This window comes from Candidatus Rhodoblastus alkanivorans (assembly GCF_022760755.1).
GTDB lineage: Bacteria > Pseudomonadota > Alphaproteobacteria > Rhizobiales > Beijerinckiaceae > Rhodoblastus > Rhodoblastus alkanivorans.
This window is the reverse complement of record NZ_JAIVFP010000001.1, coordinates 2573196-2590133: the sequence shown is the minus strand read 5'-3', so window position 1 is coordinate 2590133 and position 16938 is coordinate 2573196. Positions and strand designations below refer to the sequence as shown.

Here is a 16938-nt window from a genome sequence, read left to right as displayed (position 1 = left end):
GGACGATTTGGTCGGAACAGTCCTGCGCGGCGAGGCCGGTCGAGGCCGCTCCGCAGCGCCATCCATACTAGTTGAGGCCGTAATGCGCCGCAATAAAATTGTGCGACGCAATATGAAGCTCAAGCCGGAAACCCGCCGCGGATCGGTCAGCGCGTGTACCAGCGGACGGTTTCGACCAATGCGATCGCCACGCCGACGGCGATCGCGGCCGCGGCGACGCGCCACATCCAGATCCGCTGGCGGTCGGACAATCGGTCCCCGAAGGCCATGGGCCCGATATAGAGGAGCAGCGCCACCAGGGCGAGGATCCGCATCAACTGATTTTGATCCATGGGAACTCCGTCGCGCCAGACGAAAGGCCGCCGGGGCGCCGAAGCTTACGTCAGCCCGCTTTCCCCGCGCAATATGGGCCTCGCCTTGGGGGCTTCTTGAGGGGCTTCGCCAGCCGCTTCCCTTCTGCTATGGGCTTCCCGGGGAGCGCGCCGCCTTCGGAATGAACCATGCCATTTGAAATCGTATCGATCGAGGGATCGCCGAACGGGCCGCCGCCGGCGCGGCTGTGGCCGTTCGTCTGGCATTTCGTGCGCCAGATCAAAGGACTGCTGGCTGTTCTTCTCGTGCTGGAGGCCTGCGTCGCCGCCGGCGCGACGATGATTCCGGTGATGATCGGCTGGCTGGTCAACGACATCAACGCGTCGCAAGCGACCCGCGACGTCCTGAGCCACCCCTGGCTGTGGCGCATCGCCGCGCCGATCCTGCTTGGCTGGGGCGCCTGCATGGCGATGCTGTGGTATATCTACGACCACCATTACACGGCGCGGTTCAACAATCTGATCCGCTATCAGCTCGCGCGTTATACGCTCGGCCATTCCATGGCCTATTTCACCAATGATTTCGCCGGACGGCTCGCCAACAAGGTAGTGGACGGCGGCGCGGCCATGCGTGATCCCCTGCGCAGCGTGATGAGCGCGGTGTGGTATTGCGGCTTTTTCGTCTTCGCCTCGGTCGTGGCCATGATGCGGTTCGACGTCTGGCTGGCGGCGCCGACTTTGATCTGGCTGACGGGATTCATCGCCTCGCTGGTCTATTTCCTGCCCCGCGTGCGCGCGCTCCAGCTGGCCCATGCCCGCCACCACACCGAACTGGTCGGCCATGTCAACGACGTCTTCGCCAATATCGGGCTCGTAAAACTGTTCGGCCGCGAGCAGGAGGAAACGGCCGCCAATCTCAACGAACTCCGCCGCCACACCGACAGTTTCGGCGCCGCTTTGCATAAGATCTGGCTGATGGGCGCCTCGCACACGGCGATGAACGTGGCGCTGCTGATGACCTCGCCGGCTCTGGCGCTGGCGCAATGGCAGGCGGGACGGATCACCTCCGGCGTCGCGATCATGGTGATCCCGATGGCCTGGCAGATGGTCAATATGTCGGGCTGGATTCGCACCGAAATCACCAATGTCTTCGAGACCCTGGCGCGGGTCGAGGAATGTATGGAGACGATCGCGCAGCCCTATTCGGTGGTGGACGCGCCCGGCGCCCGCGCGCTCGAAGTCCGTCCTGGCGGCGGGCGGGTCGAGTTCCGCGACGTCGCCTTCCATTACGGCCAGAACCGCAAGCCGGGCGATGGCGGCGTGATCGAAAACCTCAGCCTGGTGATCCCGGCGGGGCAGAAGGTCGGCCTCATAGGCCGCAGCGGCGCCGGCAAAAGCACTCTGGTCAACCTTCTCCTGCGTTTCCACGATCTCGAATCGGGTCGGATTGTCATCGATGGCCAGGATATTTCGCTGGTGACACAGCAAAGCCTGCGCCGGCTGATCGCGGTGGTGACCCAGGACAACACCCTCCTGCATCGCTCGATCGCCGAGAACATCTGCTATGGAAGGCCGGAGGCGAGCGACAGGGAAATGCTCGACGCCGCGCGACGCGCCCACGCCCACGACTTCATCCTCGCCTTGCGCGACAAAAGCGGCGGCGCCGGCTATGCCGCGGAGGTCGGGGAAAGGGGCGTCAAACTTTCAGGCGGGCAGCGCCAGCGCATCGCCATCGCGCGGGTGATTCTCGAAGACGCGCCGATTCTGGTGCTGGACGAGGCCACCAGCGCGCTCGATAGCGAGGTGGAGGCCGCCATTCAGGAGGAAATGACCCAGCTGATGGAAGGCCGCACAACAATAGCCATCGCCCACCGCCTCTCGACCATCGCGCATATGGATCGGCTCATCGTGCTGGACAAAGGCCGGATCGTCGAGGATGGCGGCCACGACGAACTTCTGGCGCGCAACGGCATCTACGCCCAGCTATGGCGGCGCCAAAGCGGCGGCTTCCTCGGCGCCGAGGTCGCGTAAGGCGAGCGGAACGGGCTGACGGACGCCGTTCCGGGAGGCTTGCCAAGCGTTCCGGCGCTTGGCATAACCAGACCCGCGCGGGTGTAGCTCAATGGTAGAGCAGCAGCCTTCCAAGCTGAATACGAGGGTTCGATTCCCTTCACCCGCTCCATCTTCTTCACGACGCCCGCGAACCCGCGCCCTTCTCCACGGGCAGGCCCGCGGCTTTCCATTCCGGGAAGCCGTCTTCCATCCGGCGGGCGTTGAAGCCGGCTTTGCGCAGTTCGGCCACCGCCTCGAAGGACAGGATGCAATAGGGGCCGCGGCAATAGGCGACGATCTCGTCGTCGCGGCCGAGCTTCGGCGCCTCGCGGCTGATCTGGTCGAGTGGCAGGTTGCGGGCGCCGGGGAGGTGGCCGGCGGCATATTCGTCCTCGGGCCGCACGTCGAGGACGGTGACGGCGCCCTTCTCCAGTTTTCCCATCAGTTCGGCGCGGGACATCGGCGACAGATTGTCACTGGCGTCGGAATAGGCGCGCAATATCCGGTCCACTTCGCCGATATTGCGTTCGGCCACCTTGCGCATCGCCGCCAGCATCGCCAGCACGGAATCGTCGGCGAGGCGATAGAGCGCGAATTTGCCCTGGCGGCGCGCGGCGACGAGGCCGGCGCGGCGCAAATGCTGCAAATGCTGGGAGGCGTTGGCGATCGTAATGCCGCTGCGCTCGGCGAGGTTTTCCACGCTGCGCTCGCCCTGGGCCACGAGTTCGAGCAGTTCGAGCCGGTGCTCGTGGGCCATCGCCTTGGCGACGGCGGCGAACTGGGCGAACAAGGCTCGTTTCTGATTGCATCTTGACATCGAAGCTGTCTTCTCCATATCAATCAATTAATCATTTGAATGATGTTGTGTCGGACGTCAAGAGGCGCCGAAGCGGCAGGCAAGGAACCCCGCATAATGTCGCAAATCAGCTGGATCCCCGTTTTCAGCGCCGCCTTGGCCGCAGCCGCGGCCTATGGATTGGCGGCGAGAGTGCAATGCGCGGCAAACGCCGGCGCCGTCGCCCAGGCCGGCGGCGAAAAGCGAAAAGGCGCGGCCTCTGCCAGCGCGCAGAAGCCGCGGCGCGGATTGTTCCTCGTTGGGGCGCTGCTCGCTGCCGCTCTGGCCTATGTCGCCGTGGAGCGCGCCCTGACTCCGGCCAGCGAGGAGGCGCTGAACGTCGCGCCGGCGGCGACGCCGGTCAGGATCGCGGACGCCGTCGCGACGCAATGGCCGACCAGCGTCACGATTCCGGGCAATGTCAGCGCCGTGGACACCGCCAATATCGCCTCGCGCTCGGGCGGCCTGGTGACCAGGGTTCTGGTTGACGCCGGCGCCCAGGTCACGAAGGGCCAGCTTCTCGCCGAGGTAGGAACGGCTGACGCGCACGCCCAGATCGCCCAGGCGCAGGCGCGCGTCGATACCGCCCAGGCCGTTCTCAAGCAGGTCTCGGCCGAATATGACCGCTACAATACGCTGCACGAGAAGCAATTTGCCTCGACGGCGCAGTTCCAGCAGGCCGAGCGCCAATATCTCGCCGCCAGGGCGGAGCTTGACGCGGCCGATCGCGGCCTGTCGGCGGCCCAAACCGACATCGGCTATGCCGAAATCCGCGCGCCTTTCGACGGCATCGTCGCGCAGAAGAGCGTGTGGCCGGGCGATTACGCCAATCCGGGGACGACGCTGTTCGTCGTCGCCAGCGCCACGCCCGAGATCAGGGCCTCGGCCGGGCCGGCGACTTTCGCCGCCCTGAAGGTCGGCGACGCGGCCGTCGTCCGCGTCAACGGGCAGGACCTGCCGGCGAAAGTGACGAGCCTGGTGGACGCCGCCGATCCGCAGACCCGCACCCATCTCGTCAAGCTGTGGCTTGACCGCGGCGCCGCCGCGCCCTTCGGCTCTTACGCCGAAGTGCGCTTCAATCTCGGCCAGACGCCTGCTCTGTCGGTTCCCGAGGCGGCCCTGACCGAGCGCGCCGGCCTCGTCGGCGTCTTCGTCGTCGGCAAGGACGATCATGCCCATCTGCGGCTGGTGCGCGCCGGCGCGCACGCCGGCGGACAGGTCGCGATCATGGCGGGCCTCAAGGCCGGCGACAGGGTAATTCTGTCGCCCCCGGCCGATCTCGAAAACGGCAGCCCGGTTTCGCCGCAAACTGCCGTCAAGGCCGCGACGGAGGGGAACAATGGCTGAGCGGGAAGGGCGCGCGAGCCTCAACGTCACGGGAAGGATCGCGCGCGCCTTTCTGCATTCCAAGCTGACGCCGCTCATCATCCTGGCGATCACGGTCTTCGGGGCGCTGGCGGTCGTGCTGACGCCGCGCACCTATAATCCCGACATCATCGTCCCGGTCGTCAATGTCACGGTTCAGCGGCCCGGCTTCAGCGCGCCCGAAATGCTCAATCAGGTAGTGCGCCCGCTCGAAGCTTTGCTCGCCGCCATACCCGACGTCGATCACACTTACGGAACGGCGCAGGACGACCTCGCCATGGTCACCGTTCGTTTCAAGGTCGGGCAGGACGAGGAGAAGAGCCTCGTCCGGGTCTATAACCAGATCAGCAGCAATATCGACCGTCTGCCGCCGGGGGCGCGCCAGCCCTTCGTTCAGCAACTGAGCCTGTTCGACGTCCCGATCCTCACGCTCACCTTCAGCTCGTCAAAAATTCCGACCGACAGTTTGCGCAATGTCGCGCTGCATGTCCTGGAACAGTTGACCAATGTGCCCGGCGTCGGCAAGACCACGATTCAGGGCGCGGCCGCGCGCGCGGTCAGGGTGTGGCTCGACCCGGCCAGGCTCGTGGGCTATGGCCTCAGTCCCGACGCGGTCCGGGCGGCGATCGAGACCACCAATGTCAACAGCCCCGCCGGCCATGTCGTCACCGACAACCGCGAGCATCCGATCCGCGTCGCCGGCGCGCTCGGCGACGCCGAGGCCGTTGGCGCCGTGGTGGTCGCCGTCCATAATGGTCATCCCGTCTTCCTGCGCGACGTCGCGACCGTAACCTCGGCCCCGGCGTCCTCGGACGTGCGCTCCTTCATCGCCTTCGGCCCTTCGGCCAAGGATAAGGCCGAAGCGGCCGGGCCGGCCGTCACCATCGCCATCGCGCGGCAGAAGGGCACGAACGGCGTCGATGTCGCCGAGGCCGTGCTCGCCAAGCTTCAACGGATCAAGGCCGAGGCCCTGCCGCAGGGCGTTTTCGCCACCTTTACCCGCGATGACGGCGCCACCGCCAATGACGCGGTCAACACTTTGATGGAACATCTGACCATCGCCATCGTCGCCGTGGTCGCCATCCTGCTCGCTTTCCTCGGCTGGCGCGAGGCGGGGGTGGTCGCGCTCTCCATTCCGCTCATTCTGTTCGTGGTTCTGGGCGTCGGCTGGGTTGCGGGCCAGACCATCAACCGCATCACGCTCTTCGCCCTCATCCTGTCGCTCGGCCTGCTGGTCGATGACAGCATTGTGGTGATCGAGAACATTCACCGCCATCTCCATCACGCGCCGCAGCGCAATCTGAGCCGGCTGGTGATCGCGGCGGCCAATGAAATCGGCAAGCCCACCATCATCGCCACTTTGACCGTCATGCTGGCCCTGATCCCCATGGCCTTCGTCACCGGCATGATGGGGCCCTTCATGATGCCGATTCCGTTCAATGCGCCGGTGGCGATGATCGCCTCTTTGTTCATGGCCTATACGGTCGTGCCCTATATCGCCTACCGCTGGCTGCGGCGGAAGGCGCTGCGGATCGTCGCCGAGCACGAGAAGGCGCTGGACGAGCGCGGCGCGGAAAAGCGGGACTGGATGCGCGCCGCCTATCTGAAACTCTTCCGGCCTTTGCTGCATACCGGGCCGCGGCGCGTCTTCATGGGCGTGGTTTTCGTGCTGCTGCTCGGCGCCATGGCGCAGCCGGCGTGGCAATTCATCCGCCCGCAGGGGACCAACGGTCCGCTCTCATCTTTCGGCGTCGGCCTGAAAATGCTGCCCGACGACAATGTCGATACTTTTCTCGTCGAGATCGACGCGCCGGAGGGGACGCCGCTCGAAGACACCGGCCGGGTCGCCGCGGCGGTGGACGGCATGCTTGCGGGAACGCCCTATGTCACCAATTACCAGACTTTTCTGGGCGAGGCGGCGCCGGAAGATTTCGCCGCGCTGGTCAGGGGCGACGTCTATCTCGCCGGGCCGAACTTTGCGCAGATTCGCGTCAATCTGGTCTCGAAACACGACCGCGCCATCGGCTCCCACCAGATCGCGGAGAAGCTTTATGCCGCGCTGGCGCCGGTGCGCGCCGCCTTTCCCGAGACGCGCATCAAGATCAGGGAGACGCCGCCCGGGCCGCCGGTGCGCTCGCAGATGATGGCGGCGATCTACGGCCCCGATTACGCGACTTTGCGCAATCTGGCGGAAGAGTTCCGCACCAAATATTATCCGCGCGTCTATGGCATGATCAATGTGGACAGTTCGGTCCAGCATGAGGTCGATGAATTCAAGGTGGTGATCGATCCGCAGCCCGCGGCGATCGCCGGATTTTCGGCGCAGGCGGCGGCGGCGGCGATCAGCGCCTATTTCGCCGGCGTCCAGGCCGGGTCGACGCACGACCCGACGGCGCGCGAGCCGGTCCCGATCATCCTGCGTCTGCCTCGGCCCCAGCGGATCGGCGCGAGCGCGCTCGATGGAATCTACCTGACCGACAAGGCGGGCAAACCGGTCGCGCTTTCGTCCATCGCCCATGTCGAAAAGCTTCCCGCCGACCAGTGGATCTTCACCCGCGACCAGCATCCCGTGTCCTATGTCACCGGCCACATGCTGCGGTCGAGCCCGGTCAATGGCGTGATCGCGCTCACCAAGGAGCTATCCGGCCGGAAGCTGGCGAACGGCCAGAAACTCATCGTCGGCAATCTCGGCCTTGTCGCGGCGCAGCCGGACGACGTCAACCATTACGCCCTGCACTGGCTCGGCGAAATGCGGCTCACCCTCGACGTCTTCCGCGACCTCGGCGCCGCCTTCATCGTCGCGCTGCTGCTGATCTATCTGCTGCTGGCCGGCTATTACAGCTCGTTCTTCATGCCCGTCGTGGTCATGGGGGCGATCCCGCTGACTTTGATCGGGGTCTTTCCCGGCCATTGGGCGATGCACGAGCCCTTCACCGCGACCTCGATGATCGGCGTGATCGCCCTCGCTGGCATTGTCGTGCGCAATTCGCTGCTGCTCATCGACTTCATCCTGGCGCGCCGCGCCGAGGGCCTGTCTTTGGAGGACGCGGTGATGGAGGCGGGGGCCGTGCGCCTGCGGCCGATCATTCTGACCGCGCTCGCCATCATCCTCGGCTCGGCGATCATGGTGTCGGATCCGGTGTTCGGGGGCCTGGCGATTTCGCTGATTTTCGGGGCGCTCGCCTCGACGACGCTCACTTTGTTCGTCATCCCGCTGGTCTATTATTGCTGGCAGGATGCGCGCCGGCGGCGTTGGGCGTCGCCGCCCCCGACGGTGGCGACGTGAGAGCAAAGCAGGGGCGCGGCGGTTGAACCGGGACGGCGCCCGTTCCTAAATAGGATAGGCAGGCGAAGGGCATTTGTCTGGTTTGACGCCGTATCGCCGCGCCGGAGGCGCGCCATGGACAAAAGACAGCAATGGCATTTCTGGTATTGGATGGCCGCGCTCTTCGGCGTCGTCCTGATCGCCCAGACCTGGGCCGCGGCGGACAAGATCGCGTCCGTTCCCTATAGCCAGTTCCTCGACGACCTTCATTCCGGCAAGATCGCCGAGGTGCGGGTCTCGGGCGATTATATCCAGGGCAAATGGAAGAAGGCGGAGAAGGACGGCGTCGATCAATTCGTGACGACGCGGGTCGCGCCCGAACTCGCCGCCGAACTCCAGCGCAATCACGTGAAGTTTTCGGGCGCGATCGAAAGCCATTTCCTCAGCACGCTGCTGTCCTGGGTCGTTCCGACCGCGCTGTTCTTCGGACTGTGGATGTTCTGGTTCCGCCGTATGGCTGCCGATCAGGGCGGCGTCGGCGGCCTCATGTCGATCGGCCGGAGCAAGGCCAAGGTTTATGTCGAGACCAACACCAAGACGACCTTCAAGGATGTCGCGGGCGCCGACGAAGCCAAGGCCGAACTCGAAGAAATCGTGGATTTCCTCAAAAATCCCAAGGAATACGGCCGGCTCGGCGCACGTATGCCCAAAGGCGTGCTGCTGATCGGGCCGCCGGGAACCGGCAAGACGCTGCTCGGCCGGGCGGTCGCCGGCGAGGCGGGCGTGCCGTTCTTCTCGATCAACGGCTCCGAATTCGTCGAAATGTTCGTGGGCGTCGGCGCGGCGCGGGTGCGCGACCTGTTCGAACAGGCCAGCCAGAAGGCGCCGGCGATCATTTTCATCGACGAGCTTGACGCGCTCGGCCGCGCCCGCGGCGCCTATCCCTATATGGGGCATGACGAGAAGGAGCAGACGCTCAACCAGCTCCTGGTCGAACTCGACGGCTTCGACTCGCGCAGCGGCTTGGTGCTGCTCGCCGCGACCAACCGCCCGGAAATCCTTGATCCCGCGCTTTTGCGCGCGGGCCGTTTCGACCGCCAGGTGCTGGTCGACCGGCCGGACAAAGGCGGCCGGATCGAAATCGTCAACCTCTATCTCAAGGGCCACAAGCTCGGCCCCGACGTTTCCGCCGAAAAGATCGCAAGCCTGACGCCCGGCTTCACCGGCGCGGACCTCGCCAATCTGGTCAATGAGGCCGCCCTTGTCGCCACGCGCCGCGACGCCGAGGAAATCGCGATGAGCGATTTCACCGAGGGCGTCGAACGCATGGTCGCGGGCCTCGAAAAGAAGAAGCGTGTGCTGAGCCCGAAAGAGCGGGAGTTCGTCGCCTATCATGAAATGGGCCATGCGCTCGTGGCCATGTCGCTGCCCAGGGCCGACGTGGTGCATAAAGTGTCGATCATTCCGCGTGGAATCGGCGCGCTGGGCTATACGATCCAGCGCCCGACCGAGGACCGCTATGTGATCACGCAGGATGAACTGCTGGACAAAATGACGGTTCTTCTCGGCGGGCGCGCCGCCGAATGGACGGTGTTCCATCATCTGTCGACCGGCGCGGCCGACGATCTCGCCAAGGTGACCGACATCGCCCGCGACATGGTCACGCGCTTCGGCATGGAAAGTCGGCTCGGGCCGGTCTCCTACGAGAGCGCGCCGTCGCCCTTCCTGAATGCTCCGCCCGGTTTCGACGGCTTTCATCAGAGGCGCTACAGCGACGAAACCGCGCACGCCATCGACGAGGCCGTTCAAAAAATCGTCGCCGGCGCTTTCGACCGCACGGTCGCCATTCTCGCCGGCAGCCGCGCCACGCTCGAACGTGGCGCGAAACTGCTGCTCGAACGCGAAACCCTTGACGAAGCCGCGCTGAAGCCTTTACGCGACGAGATGCGCGCGGCAGGCGCGGTGGCGGCGCAATAGGATCGATCTCTTGTCTCACACGACGGCGGCGCTGCTCTATCAGATTTCGGTGTGGGTGGCGCCCCTGGTGCTCGCCATCACCTTGCACGAGGCGGCGCATGGCTATGTCGCGCGCCTGTTCGGCGACAATACCGCCGAGCGGCTGGGCAGGGTCACCCTCAATCCGTTCAAACATGTCGACCCGTTCGGCACCGTTCTGCTGCCGGCGCTGCTGATGCTGACGCGCGCGCCGTTCCTGTTCGGCTACGCCAAGCCCGTTCCGGTCGATTTCAGCGCGCTGCGCAGCCCCAAGCGCGATTCCATCTTCGTCGCCGCGGCCGGGCCGGCGATGAATTTCTTCCTGGCTCTGGTCAGCGCCCTGTTGTTCCGGCTTCTCTTCATTCTGCCGCAGGGCGTCGCGGACTGGGTCGCCGACAACCTCAAGAACGCTTTGCTCATTAATGCATTGCTCGCGGTGTTCAATCTACTGCCGATTCCGCCGCTCGACGGCGGGCGCATTCTGGTCGGGCTCCTGCCGGGCGCGCTGTCGCGCGCGCTGGCGTCGCTCGAACCCTTCGGCATGATGATCCTCATCACGGCTTTGCTGTTCCTGCCCTGGCTCGGCGCGCAGACCGGACTCGATCTCAACTTCGTCTGGCATGGCGTCGCCGAACTCACCGACCGGATCGTCCACGCCATCCTCTGGATCGCGGGCTGAGGCCAGGACGGCTCTTGCATTTATTCCGTCGGCGCGTTCACGCCGCCGCCCACGCAAAGGCGAGGCTGATGTTGGTCTCGTCGGCCGGAAAGAACCGGAGCAGGCCGCCATAGGAGAGCGCCAGCATTTCGCGCGCGAAGGGCGAAAAACTCCCGTCGGCGACGACGGCGATGCGCTCGAAGCGGCGTTTCGGCGCCGCGAAATGAGACAGTGCATGTACGATTTCGGCATCATAGCCGTCAAAATCGTGTTCTACTTCGAGAACGAGGCGATCATGGCCGACATGGTCCTCATGCTCGTCCAGCCACGCGCCGACGATCGTTTCGATATCGCGTTCGATCACGGTTCCGCCCACCAACAGCGCTAATAAATTGTCTGGCGATCCGCTCAGCATCCTGATCATGGCCCGCCTCCCTTCGAGGATGTGCCGACCGGGATCGGCAAGACGCGTGCCGGAAATTGACCCGTGGATTCCGCATGGTTAAGGCGGACGCCGCGCGAGACGGTTGAAACGAACCGGCGATGGTCGGGCAAAATCGGTCCATCGCGCAGGTCGGGCGAATTTCATCGGCCCGCATTCCGGATGCGGCGGCGTAGCTCTCAGCGCGCAAGCCGTCGCTCCAATCCGTTCGCCTCCCGCTCAGGCGGATTGCGCCGCGATCCAGCGGCCGATGTCCGGCCAATAGTCCTTCAGCGTCCCTGCGCCCATGAACAGGCCGATGTGCCCGCCCGGCGCGGTTTTCGAGACGATCTTTTCAGGCGCCGTCCCGAGTTTTTTGGCGGCGGCGAGCACCTGTTCCGGGGGCGTAATGTCGTCGGACGCTCCGGCGAGCAGATAGGTCGGGCAGGTAATGTCGCGCAGATCGAGCCTGCGGCCGAGCCCGACGAACTCGCCCTTGAAGAAGCGGTTTTCCTTGAACAATTGGGTGATCGCCTGGAGATACCAGCGCCCGGGAAGGTCGAGCGGATTTTCGTACCAGCTTTCGAAGGCCTCTTTCTTGGCGAGATAAGCGGGATCGTCCATGTGCTCGTAAAGGTCGATATGCTCCCGAAAATAATGTTCGGTGGGATGCATGTTCTTCCAGCCCTGCAACATGAACTTGCCACGCATCAGCCCGCCGCCGAGCGCCACCAGCTCCTCGTAAAAGGACGTCGGCGATTCGTGGGCCATGCGTATGATCGGCCCGTCGTCGGCGTCCGCGTCGATCGGGGCGCCGGCGAGCACCAGCGCGGCGACCTTGTCGGGAAAGCGCGCGGCGACCATCGCCGCCATCCAGCCGCCCTGACACAGGCCGACCAGATTGACCCTGCCGCCGAGGTCGTCGATGGCGACGACCATGTCCGCGAGGTAATTGTCGATTTCGAGATCCTTCATATCCTCGGTCGCCGACTTCCAGTCGGTCAGCACGACATGGCCGAGGCCGTTGGCGAGCAGAGTCTCGATGAGGCTTTGGCCCTTATGGTAGTCGGCGATCATCGAGGTGTGGCCGGCATAGGGCGCATCCACCAAAGTGGGGACGCCGCCGGCTTTGCCGTAATCGCGGAGTTTCATGCTGCGCAGATCGAGTCGCACCTTGTTCGGCGTCGCGAGCTTAGGCCGCAACTCGCTGTTGATTTTGACCTCTTCCTCGATGAAGCGGAGGTTTTTCGCAAAGAGCTCCAGGCCCTCTTCACCGAGTTGCACCGCCAGCGCCATCGGCCAGAAGGCCGGCACACCCATGGGACCGAGTTCGGATTTCTTGACGGAAGTCCTTTTCATGGCGGGCTCCTGCGGTGGGGGGTCGCAATCATCTTCTGATTGTCCCGTTTTCGCGGCGTTTTTGCGAAAAAGCGGCGGCGCTTCATCGCGAGATGACGCCGCGCCGCGCGAGCCATTTTTCGATCTCGAACATCATGAAGGTCGGAGTCGAAAGGGCCACGCAGGCGGCGAGTTCGCGCGCTGTCAGAGGCGAGGTGTGGAACAAGGCGTTCAGGGTCGGGGCATAGATCGCGGCAAGTTGCAGGAAGATCGTCAGCACGACCGCGCCGAGAAGCGGCGGATTGGAAAACAGGCCCTGCCGGAAAAGGGAATCGCGCTCGGAGCGAATCGCCAGCACATTTCCCATCTGCGACAGGGTGAGGACGGTGAAGACCATGGTCTGCCAATGGTCGACGCCAAGCCGCAGCGCGCCGGCCTGGGTGATGAGGGCCATGGCGCCCATCGCCACCCCGCCCCAGAGGATTCTCCATGCCGTGCCGCGGGCGAAAATGCTTTCGTCGGCCGGTCGCGGCGGGCGCCGCATGATGTCGCGCTCGGCCGGTTCCGCGGCCAGCGCCATGCCGGGCAGGCCGTCGGTGACGAGATTGATCCAGAGAATTTGAATCGGCAGCAGGGGGATGGGCAGACCGAAAAAGGGCGCGAGCAAAATCGTCCAGATTTCGCCGGCGTTGCAGGTCAGAATATAGCTGATGAATTTGCGGATATTGTCATAGATGCGCCGGCCTTCGGCGATGGCCGCGACGATGGTGGCGAAATTGTCGTCGAGCAGCACCAGAGCCGAGGCCTCGCGCGCGACATCCGTGCCCGATTTCCCCATGGCGACGCCGATATCGGCGCGCAGCAGCGCCGGGGCGTCATTGACGCCGTCTCCGGTCATGGCGACGAAAGCGCCGCGCGCCTGCACCGCCTCGACGATCCTGAGCTTCTGCTCCGGATCGACCCGGGCGAAGATTCTGGTCCGCTCCATCCGCGCCGCCAGTTCGGCGTCGGACAGAAGGCGTAATTCCGGCCCGGTCATCACCTCGTCGCCGGGCGCCAGCATCCCCAGCGCGGCGGCGATGGCGCGCGCGGTGACCGGGTGGTCGCCTGTGATCATCACCGTCGTGATCCCGGCGGCGCGGCATTGCGCCGCCGCCGCTTTCGCTTCGGGACGCGGCGGGTCCTGGAGGCCGACGAAGCCGAGAAAGGTCAAGCCACATTCGAGCGCCGCAGGGTCCGCGGTCGCGGGCAGGGCGTCCCAGGCGCGGGCGGCGACGGCGAGGACGCGCAGCCCGTCCGCGGCCATGTCTTCCGCAATCGCAAGCAGGCGCGCGCGCTCGGGCGCGAAATCGTCGTCGCCGCAGAGCGGGACGAGGGTTTCCGGCGCGCCCTTGGTGAAGGCGACAAAGCGGTCGCCGTCGCGATGAAAGGTCGTCATCCGCTTGCGATCGGAGTCGAACGGCAGCTCCTTGATCCGCGGCGCGTCTTTCTCAAGGCGCTCCTTGGCGCGTCCTTTTTCGGCCGCGATGCGCCACAGCGCGACCTCCATCGGATCGCCGACGCCCTCTCCCGCCTCGCCGGCCGCGGCATCGTTGCAGAGCGCCAGGGCGTCGATGAAGCGGCGAATGGTTTCGTCGCCCGCGTCCAGCGCGGCGGCGGCAAGACGCCTGCCGGCGACGAAAGCCTCGACGACCCGCATTTGATTGAGGGTCAGCGTGCCGGTCTTGTCGGCGCCGATGAAACTGACCGATCCGAGCGTTTCGATCGCCGGGAGGCGCCGCGCCAAAGCGTTGCGGCGCGCCATGGCCTGGGCGCCGAGCGCCAACATCACGGTCACGACCGCCGGCAGCGCCTCGGGAATGGCGGCGACCGCGAGGCTTACCGCCGTCATCAGCATCAGAAGGGGCGGCGCGCCGCGCAAGAGGCCCAGCGCGAAGACCAGCGCGCAGATCGCCAGCAGGGCCAAGGCGAGGCGGCGGCCGAAATGGGAAAGGCGGCGCTGAAGCGGCGTCGGCGCTGGCGGAATCGCCTGCATCAGGGCGGCGATCCGGCCCAGTTCGGTGGCCATGCCGGTCGCCACGACCACGCCGCGTCCGTGGCCGTAAGTCGCCGTCGAGCCCTTGAAGGCCATGTTGACGCGGTCGCCGAGGGCGAGGGCCGCATCGGCCAGCGCCCGCGGCTGTTTGAGGACCGGCGTCGATTCGCCGGTCAGCGCCGCTTCCGCCATTTTGAGCCCGGGCGCCTCGATGAGCCGCAGATCGGCGGGCGCGGCGGCGCCGGCCTCGAGCAGAGCTATGTCGCCCCGGACCGCCTCGGCGGCGGGAATCGTATGGAGCCGCCCGTCGCGCAGCACGACGGCCTTCAGCGCGGCGAGCCGCTTCAGTTCGACGATCGCGCGTTCGGCGCGGTAATCCTGCACCAGACCGATGATCGCATTGAGCACGACGATGGCGAGGATCACCAGCATATCGCTGACTTCGCCGGCGAGGCCGGCGACGCCGGCCGCTGCGATCAGGACGAGAATGGTGAAATCCTTGAACTGGTCGGCCAGCATGGCCAACAGGCCGCGCGCGGCCTTTTCGCGGATTTCATTGGGGCCGTCGCGCGCCAGCCGCCGCGCCGCCTCTTCCGCGGTCAGGCCGTTGTCGAGGTCGGCCCCGAGGCGCGCCGCGACGTCCGCGGCGCCAAGCGTATGCCACGGCGGCGCGTCGTCCTTCGATGATGCCGTCCTGTCGTCCACCCGGGTCGCCTCCTGGTCGTTGCGCCATCACGCCACGTAATTATGACGAAAACTTCATGATCCGGTCGGATCGAGAACCCTTGCCGCCCAACGGCGCGGTTTGTAATGTCAGGCGCAACCTTGTCCCTTCATTCGAACGGGCGCCATTGAAAATGAGCCGACGCGCCAGGACCTACGACCTTGCGATCGATCGCGCCCGCGGGCGCGTGCGGTGCGACGTCGCGGCCGTCGCCAGCGCCCTCGTCGTCCTCTTCAACATTCTCGCGGCAGGGCTTCTCGGCGCCGAGGCGCAGGCCGCCGGATCGCCGCTGCTCACGGACCTGTCCGGCGACGGCGTCGTCATCTGCACCGGCGCCGGCATGATCGTGGTCGATCGCAACGGCAAGCCGATCGACGATCCGAGCGGCGCGCCCCACAGGACGCTCTGTCCGTTCTGCCTGCCGCTGATGCAGGGCCACGCCAAGGCTCCTGACCCGGTCGCCGCCGCGCCGGCGCCGGTTTCCCGGCAGGTCGCGGCCTCCCGCCCGCGTTTCAATGCGCGCCCGGCGGCGCTCCAATATGCCAGCGCCGCGCAACCGCGCGCGCCTCCCATCGTCTGATCCATCCGTCGACGACAAGGTTTCCCTAAGCGTCGCGAGACCGCCGGCCCGCCGATGACGCGCGGGCCCGCGCTCGCGTCCGTCCGCTCCCCGATTTCGGATCATTCGATGAACAGCAGCTTCGCACATCCCACATCCCTGCCTTTCGCGCCGCCGCCCGTCGTTGTCGACGGCGGGCGCGCCAGAAAAGGCAAACCCTTCGCTCCGCTCACAGCCGACCCGTTCCGGATCGCGCCGGGCCAGCGCCTGTTCGCGGCAGGGGAGCCGGCCGCCGGGCCCTTCCGTCTGATCGAAGGGGCGATCATGGTGCTGCGCACCCTTCCCGGCGACAGGCGCCAGATTCTCGATATCGCCGGGCCGGGCCGGACGATTGGCTTCACCGCCGGCCGGCGCCACGACTGCGACGCGGTCGCTCTGTCGCCGGCGACGATCGTCCGGCTCGACGCCGGCGCCATGGATCAGAGCGTGGCCATGCTCGCTGAGATCGCGCGCCTGCGCGATCTCGCCACATTGCTCGGCCGCAAGACCGCGATCGAGCGGCTCGCGACTTTCCTGCTCCAGATGATGGGCGACGATTTCGAGGACGGCCAGCGGCTCGAAATGCCAATCTCCCGGCAGGATATCGCGGATCATCTCGGCGTCGTCATCGAGACCGTCTCCCGCAATTTCGTCGCCTTGAAACGGCTCGGCGCCTTAAAGCGCGCCGGCCGCGAGGATGTCGTCATCCTCGACGCCGCGCTGTTGCGGCGGATCGCCGACGGGCACGAAACGCACAGCGCTGTCGCGACGTCCGAAAGCGCATGAACCAGCATTGAACGACCTGCCGGACCAATGCAGGAGCGAATGGAGAGGAACATGAAGGTTTTGCAGAAATGCGCTGTCGCGGCCCTGTTGGCCACCGCCGCCGCCGCCCCCGCCTTCGCGCAGGGCGGGGCGGTAACGATCGCACAGCCGTGGTCGCGCGCCACGCCGGGCGGCGCGACCACCGGAGCCGTCTATATGACCATTGAAAACAAATCCGCCGCCGAGGATCGCCTGACCGGCGCGTCGTCCGACGTCGCCGCCAAGACTGAAATCCATGAGATGAAGATGGTCAACGGGGTCATGGAAATGCGGGGAATCTCCGGCGGGCTCGCCGTTCCCGCCCATGGCTCGGTCGCCTTCAAGCCGGGCGGCTATCATGTCATGCTGATCGGCCTGAAAAAGCCGTTGAAAGCCGGCGAGACCGTGCCGCTGACGCTGGATTTCGCCAAGGCCGGCAAGATCGAAATTTCGGCGCGGGTCCAGGCCATGACGTCGCCCCCGCCGAAAATGAATCATATGAAGATGCATTGATCGACGCAGAAGCGCGGCCACGTT

The 16938-nt window shown here is 65.7% G+C and carries 13 protein-coding genes and 1 tRNA gene; 9 read left to right on the top strand and 5 right to left on the bottom strand.

Going from position 1 to position 16938, the window contains the following annotated elements; all coding sequences use genetic code 11:
- Nucleotides 1-146: 146 nt before the first annotated feature.
- Nucleotides 147-332, bottom strand: a complete 186-nt coding sequence (locus K2U94_RS11980; RefSeq protein WP_243067430.1) for a hypothetical protein — start codon at nt 330-332, stop codon at nt 147-149.
- Between the two features lie 168 nt (nt 333-500).
- On the opposite strand from K2U94_RS11980, the gene K2U94_RS11975 reads away from it, so the two are divergent.
- Nucleotides 501-2342 carry an ABC transporter ATP-binding protein gene (locus tag K2U94_RS11975; RefSeq protein ID WP_243067429.1) on the top strand — a complete coding sequence of 614 codons (1842 nt, stop codon included), beginning with the start codon at nt 501-503 and terminating at the stop codon, nt 2340-2342.
- Nucleotides 2343-2419: 77 nt separating this feature from the next.
- Nucleotides 2420-2493, top strand: a tRNA-Gly gene (locus K2U94_RS11970).
- A 6-nt stretch (nt 2494-2499) separates the two neighbouring features.
- Here K2U94_RS11970 and K2U94_RS11965 read toward each other — a convergent pair.
- The gene (locus K2U94_RS11965; protein WP_336606161.1) at nt 2500-3153 is read right to left on the bottom strand and encodes an ArsR/SmtB family transcription factor; all 654 of its coding nucleotides are present in this window, start codon (nt 3151-3153) and stop codon (nt 2500-2502) included.
- A 123-nt stretch (nt 3154-3276) separates the two neighbouring features.
- Between K2U94_RS11965 and K2U94_RS11960 the strand changes: the two genes are divergently transcribed.
- The 4 genes from K2U94_RS11960 to K2U94_RS11945 all read left to right on the top strand — a co-directional run bounded on the left by K2U94_RS11960 (nt 3277) and on the right by K2U94_RS11945 (nt 10502).
- Complete coding sequence (locus K2U94_RS11960) at nt 3277-4545, top strand: efflux RND transporter periplasmic adaptor subunit (protein WP_243067427.1); 1269 nt, start codon at nt 3277-3279, stop codon at nt 4543-4545.
- Nucleotides 4538-7849: an efflux RND transporter permease subunit gene (locus K2U94_RS11955; protein ID WP_243067426.1), complete on the top strand. Its 3312-nt coding sequence runs from the start codon at nt 4538-4540 to the stop codon at nt 7847-7849. The genes K2U94_RS11960 and K2U94_RS11955 overlap by 8 nt, the downstream gene beginning before the upstream one ends.
- Before the next feature lie 114 nt (nt 7850-7963).
- On the top strand, nt 7964-9805 hold the full coding sequence (gene ftsH / locus K2U94_RS11950) for an ATP-dependent zinc metalloprotease FtsH (protein ID WP_243067425.1): 1842 nt from the start codon (nt 7964-7966) through the stop codon (nt 9803-9805).
- 10 nt (nt 9806-9815) lie between these two features.
- The gene (locus K2U94_RS11945) at nt 9816-10502 is read left to right on the top strand and encodes a site-2 protease family protein (RefSeq protein WP_243067424.1); all 687 of its coding nucleotides are present in this window, start codon (nt 9816-9818) and stop codon (nt 10500-10502) included.
- A gap of 37 nt (nt 10503-10539) precedes the next feature.
- On the opposite strand, the gene K2U94_RS11940 is transcribed toward K2U94_RS11945, so the two are convergent.
- From K2U94_RS11940 to K2U94_RS11930, 3 genes are all read right to left on the bottom strand, one after another.
- Nucleotides 10540-10905, bottom strand: a complete 366-nt coding sequence (locus K2U94_RS11940) for a SpoIIAA family protein (RefSeq protein WP_243067423.1) — start codon at nt 10903-10905, stop codon at nt 10540-10542.
- Between the two features lie 237 nt (nt 10906-11142).
- The gene (locus tag K2U94_RS11935; RefSeq protein WP_243067422.1) at nt 11143-12261 is read right to left on the bottom strand and encodes an alpha/beta fold hydrolase; all 1119 of its coding nucleotides are present in this window, start codon (nt 12259-12261) and stop codon (nt 11143-11145) included.
- 82 nt (nt 12262-12343) lie between these two features.
- Nucleotides 12344-14980 (bottom strand): cation-translocating P-type ATPase, encoded by a 2637-nt coding sequence (locus K2U94_RS11930; protein ID WP_243067421.1) that lies wholly within the window; start codon nt 14978-14980, stop codon nt 12344-12346.
- 152 nt (nt 14981-15132) lie between these two features.
- On the opposite strand from K2U94_RS11930, the gene K2U94_RS11925 reads away from it, so the two are divergent.
- From K2U94_RS11925 to K2U94_RS11915, 3 genes are all read left to right on the top strand, one after another.
- Nucleotides 15133-15579: a DUF2946 family protein gene (locus K2U94_RS11925; RefSeq protein WP_243067420.1), complete on the top strand. Its 447-nt coding sequence runs from the start codon at nt 15133-15135 to the stop codon at nt 15577-15579.
- A gap of 108 nt (nt 15580-15687) precedes the next feature.
- Nucleotides 15688-16383 (top strand): Crp/Fnr family transcriptional regulator, encoded by a 696-nt coding sequence (locus K2U94_RS11920; protein WP_243067419.1) that lies wholly within the window; start codon nt 15688-15690, stop codon nt 16381-16383.
- A 51-nt stretch (nt 16384-16434) separates the two neighbouring features.
- Nucleotides 16435-16914: a copper chaperone PCu(A)C gene (locus tag K2U94_RS11915; RefSeq protein WP_243067418.1), complete on the top strand. Its 480-nt coding sequence runs from the start codon at nt 16435-16437 to the stop codon at nt 16912-16914.
- Nucleotides 16915-16938 lie beyond the last annotated feature (24 nt).

Bases quoted from the DNA above. Each gene is read 5' to 3' on its own strand.
- K2U94_RS11980 (WP_243067430.1), bottom strand. From the start codon at position 332: ATGGATCAAAATCAGTTGATGCGGATCCTCGCCCTGGTGGCGCTGCTC.
- K2U94_RS11975 (WP_243067429.1), top strand. From the start codon at position 501: ATGCCATTTGAAATCGTATCGATCGAGGGATCGCCGAACGGGCCGCCG.
- K2U94_RS11960 (WP_243067427.1), top strand. From the start codon at position 3,277: ATGTCGCAAATCAGCTGGATCCCCGTTTTCAGCGCCGCCTTGGCCGCA.
- K2U94_RS11955 (WP_243067426.1), top strand. From the start codon at position 4,538: ATGGCTGAGCGGGAAGGGCGCGCGAGCCTCAACGTCACGGGAAGGATC.
- ftsH (WP_243067425.1), top strand. From the start codon at position 7,964: ATGGACAAAAGACAGCAATGGCATTTCTGGTATTGGATGGCCGCGCTC.
- K2U94_RS11940 (WP_243067423.1), bottom strand. From the start codon at position 10,905: ATGATCAGGATGCTGAGCGGATCGCCAGACAATTTATTAGCGCTGTTG.
- K2U94_RS11935 (WP_243067422.1), bottom strand. From the start codon at position 12,261: ATGAAAAGGACTTCCGTCAAGAAATCCGAACTCGGTCCCATGGGTGTG.
- K2U94_RS11925 (WP_243067420.1), top strand. From the start codon at position 15,133: ATGAGCCGACGCGCCAGGACCTACGACCTTGCGATCGATCGCGCCCGC.
- K2U94_RS11920 (WP_243067419.1), top strand. From the start codon at position 15,688: ATGAACAGCAGCTTCGCACATCCCACATCCCTGCCTTTCGCGCCGCCG.
- K2U94_RS11915 (WP_243067418.1), top strand. From the start codon at position 16,435: ATGAAGGTTTTGCAGAAATGCGCTGTCGCGGCCCTGTTGGCCACCGCC.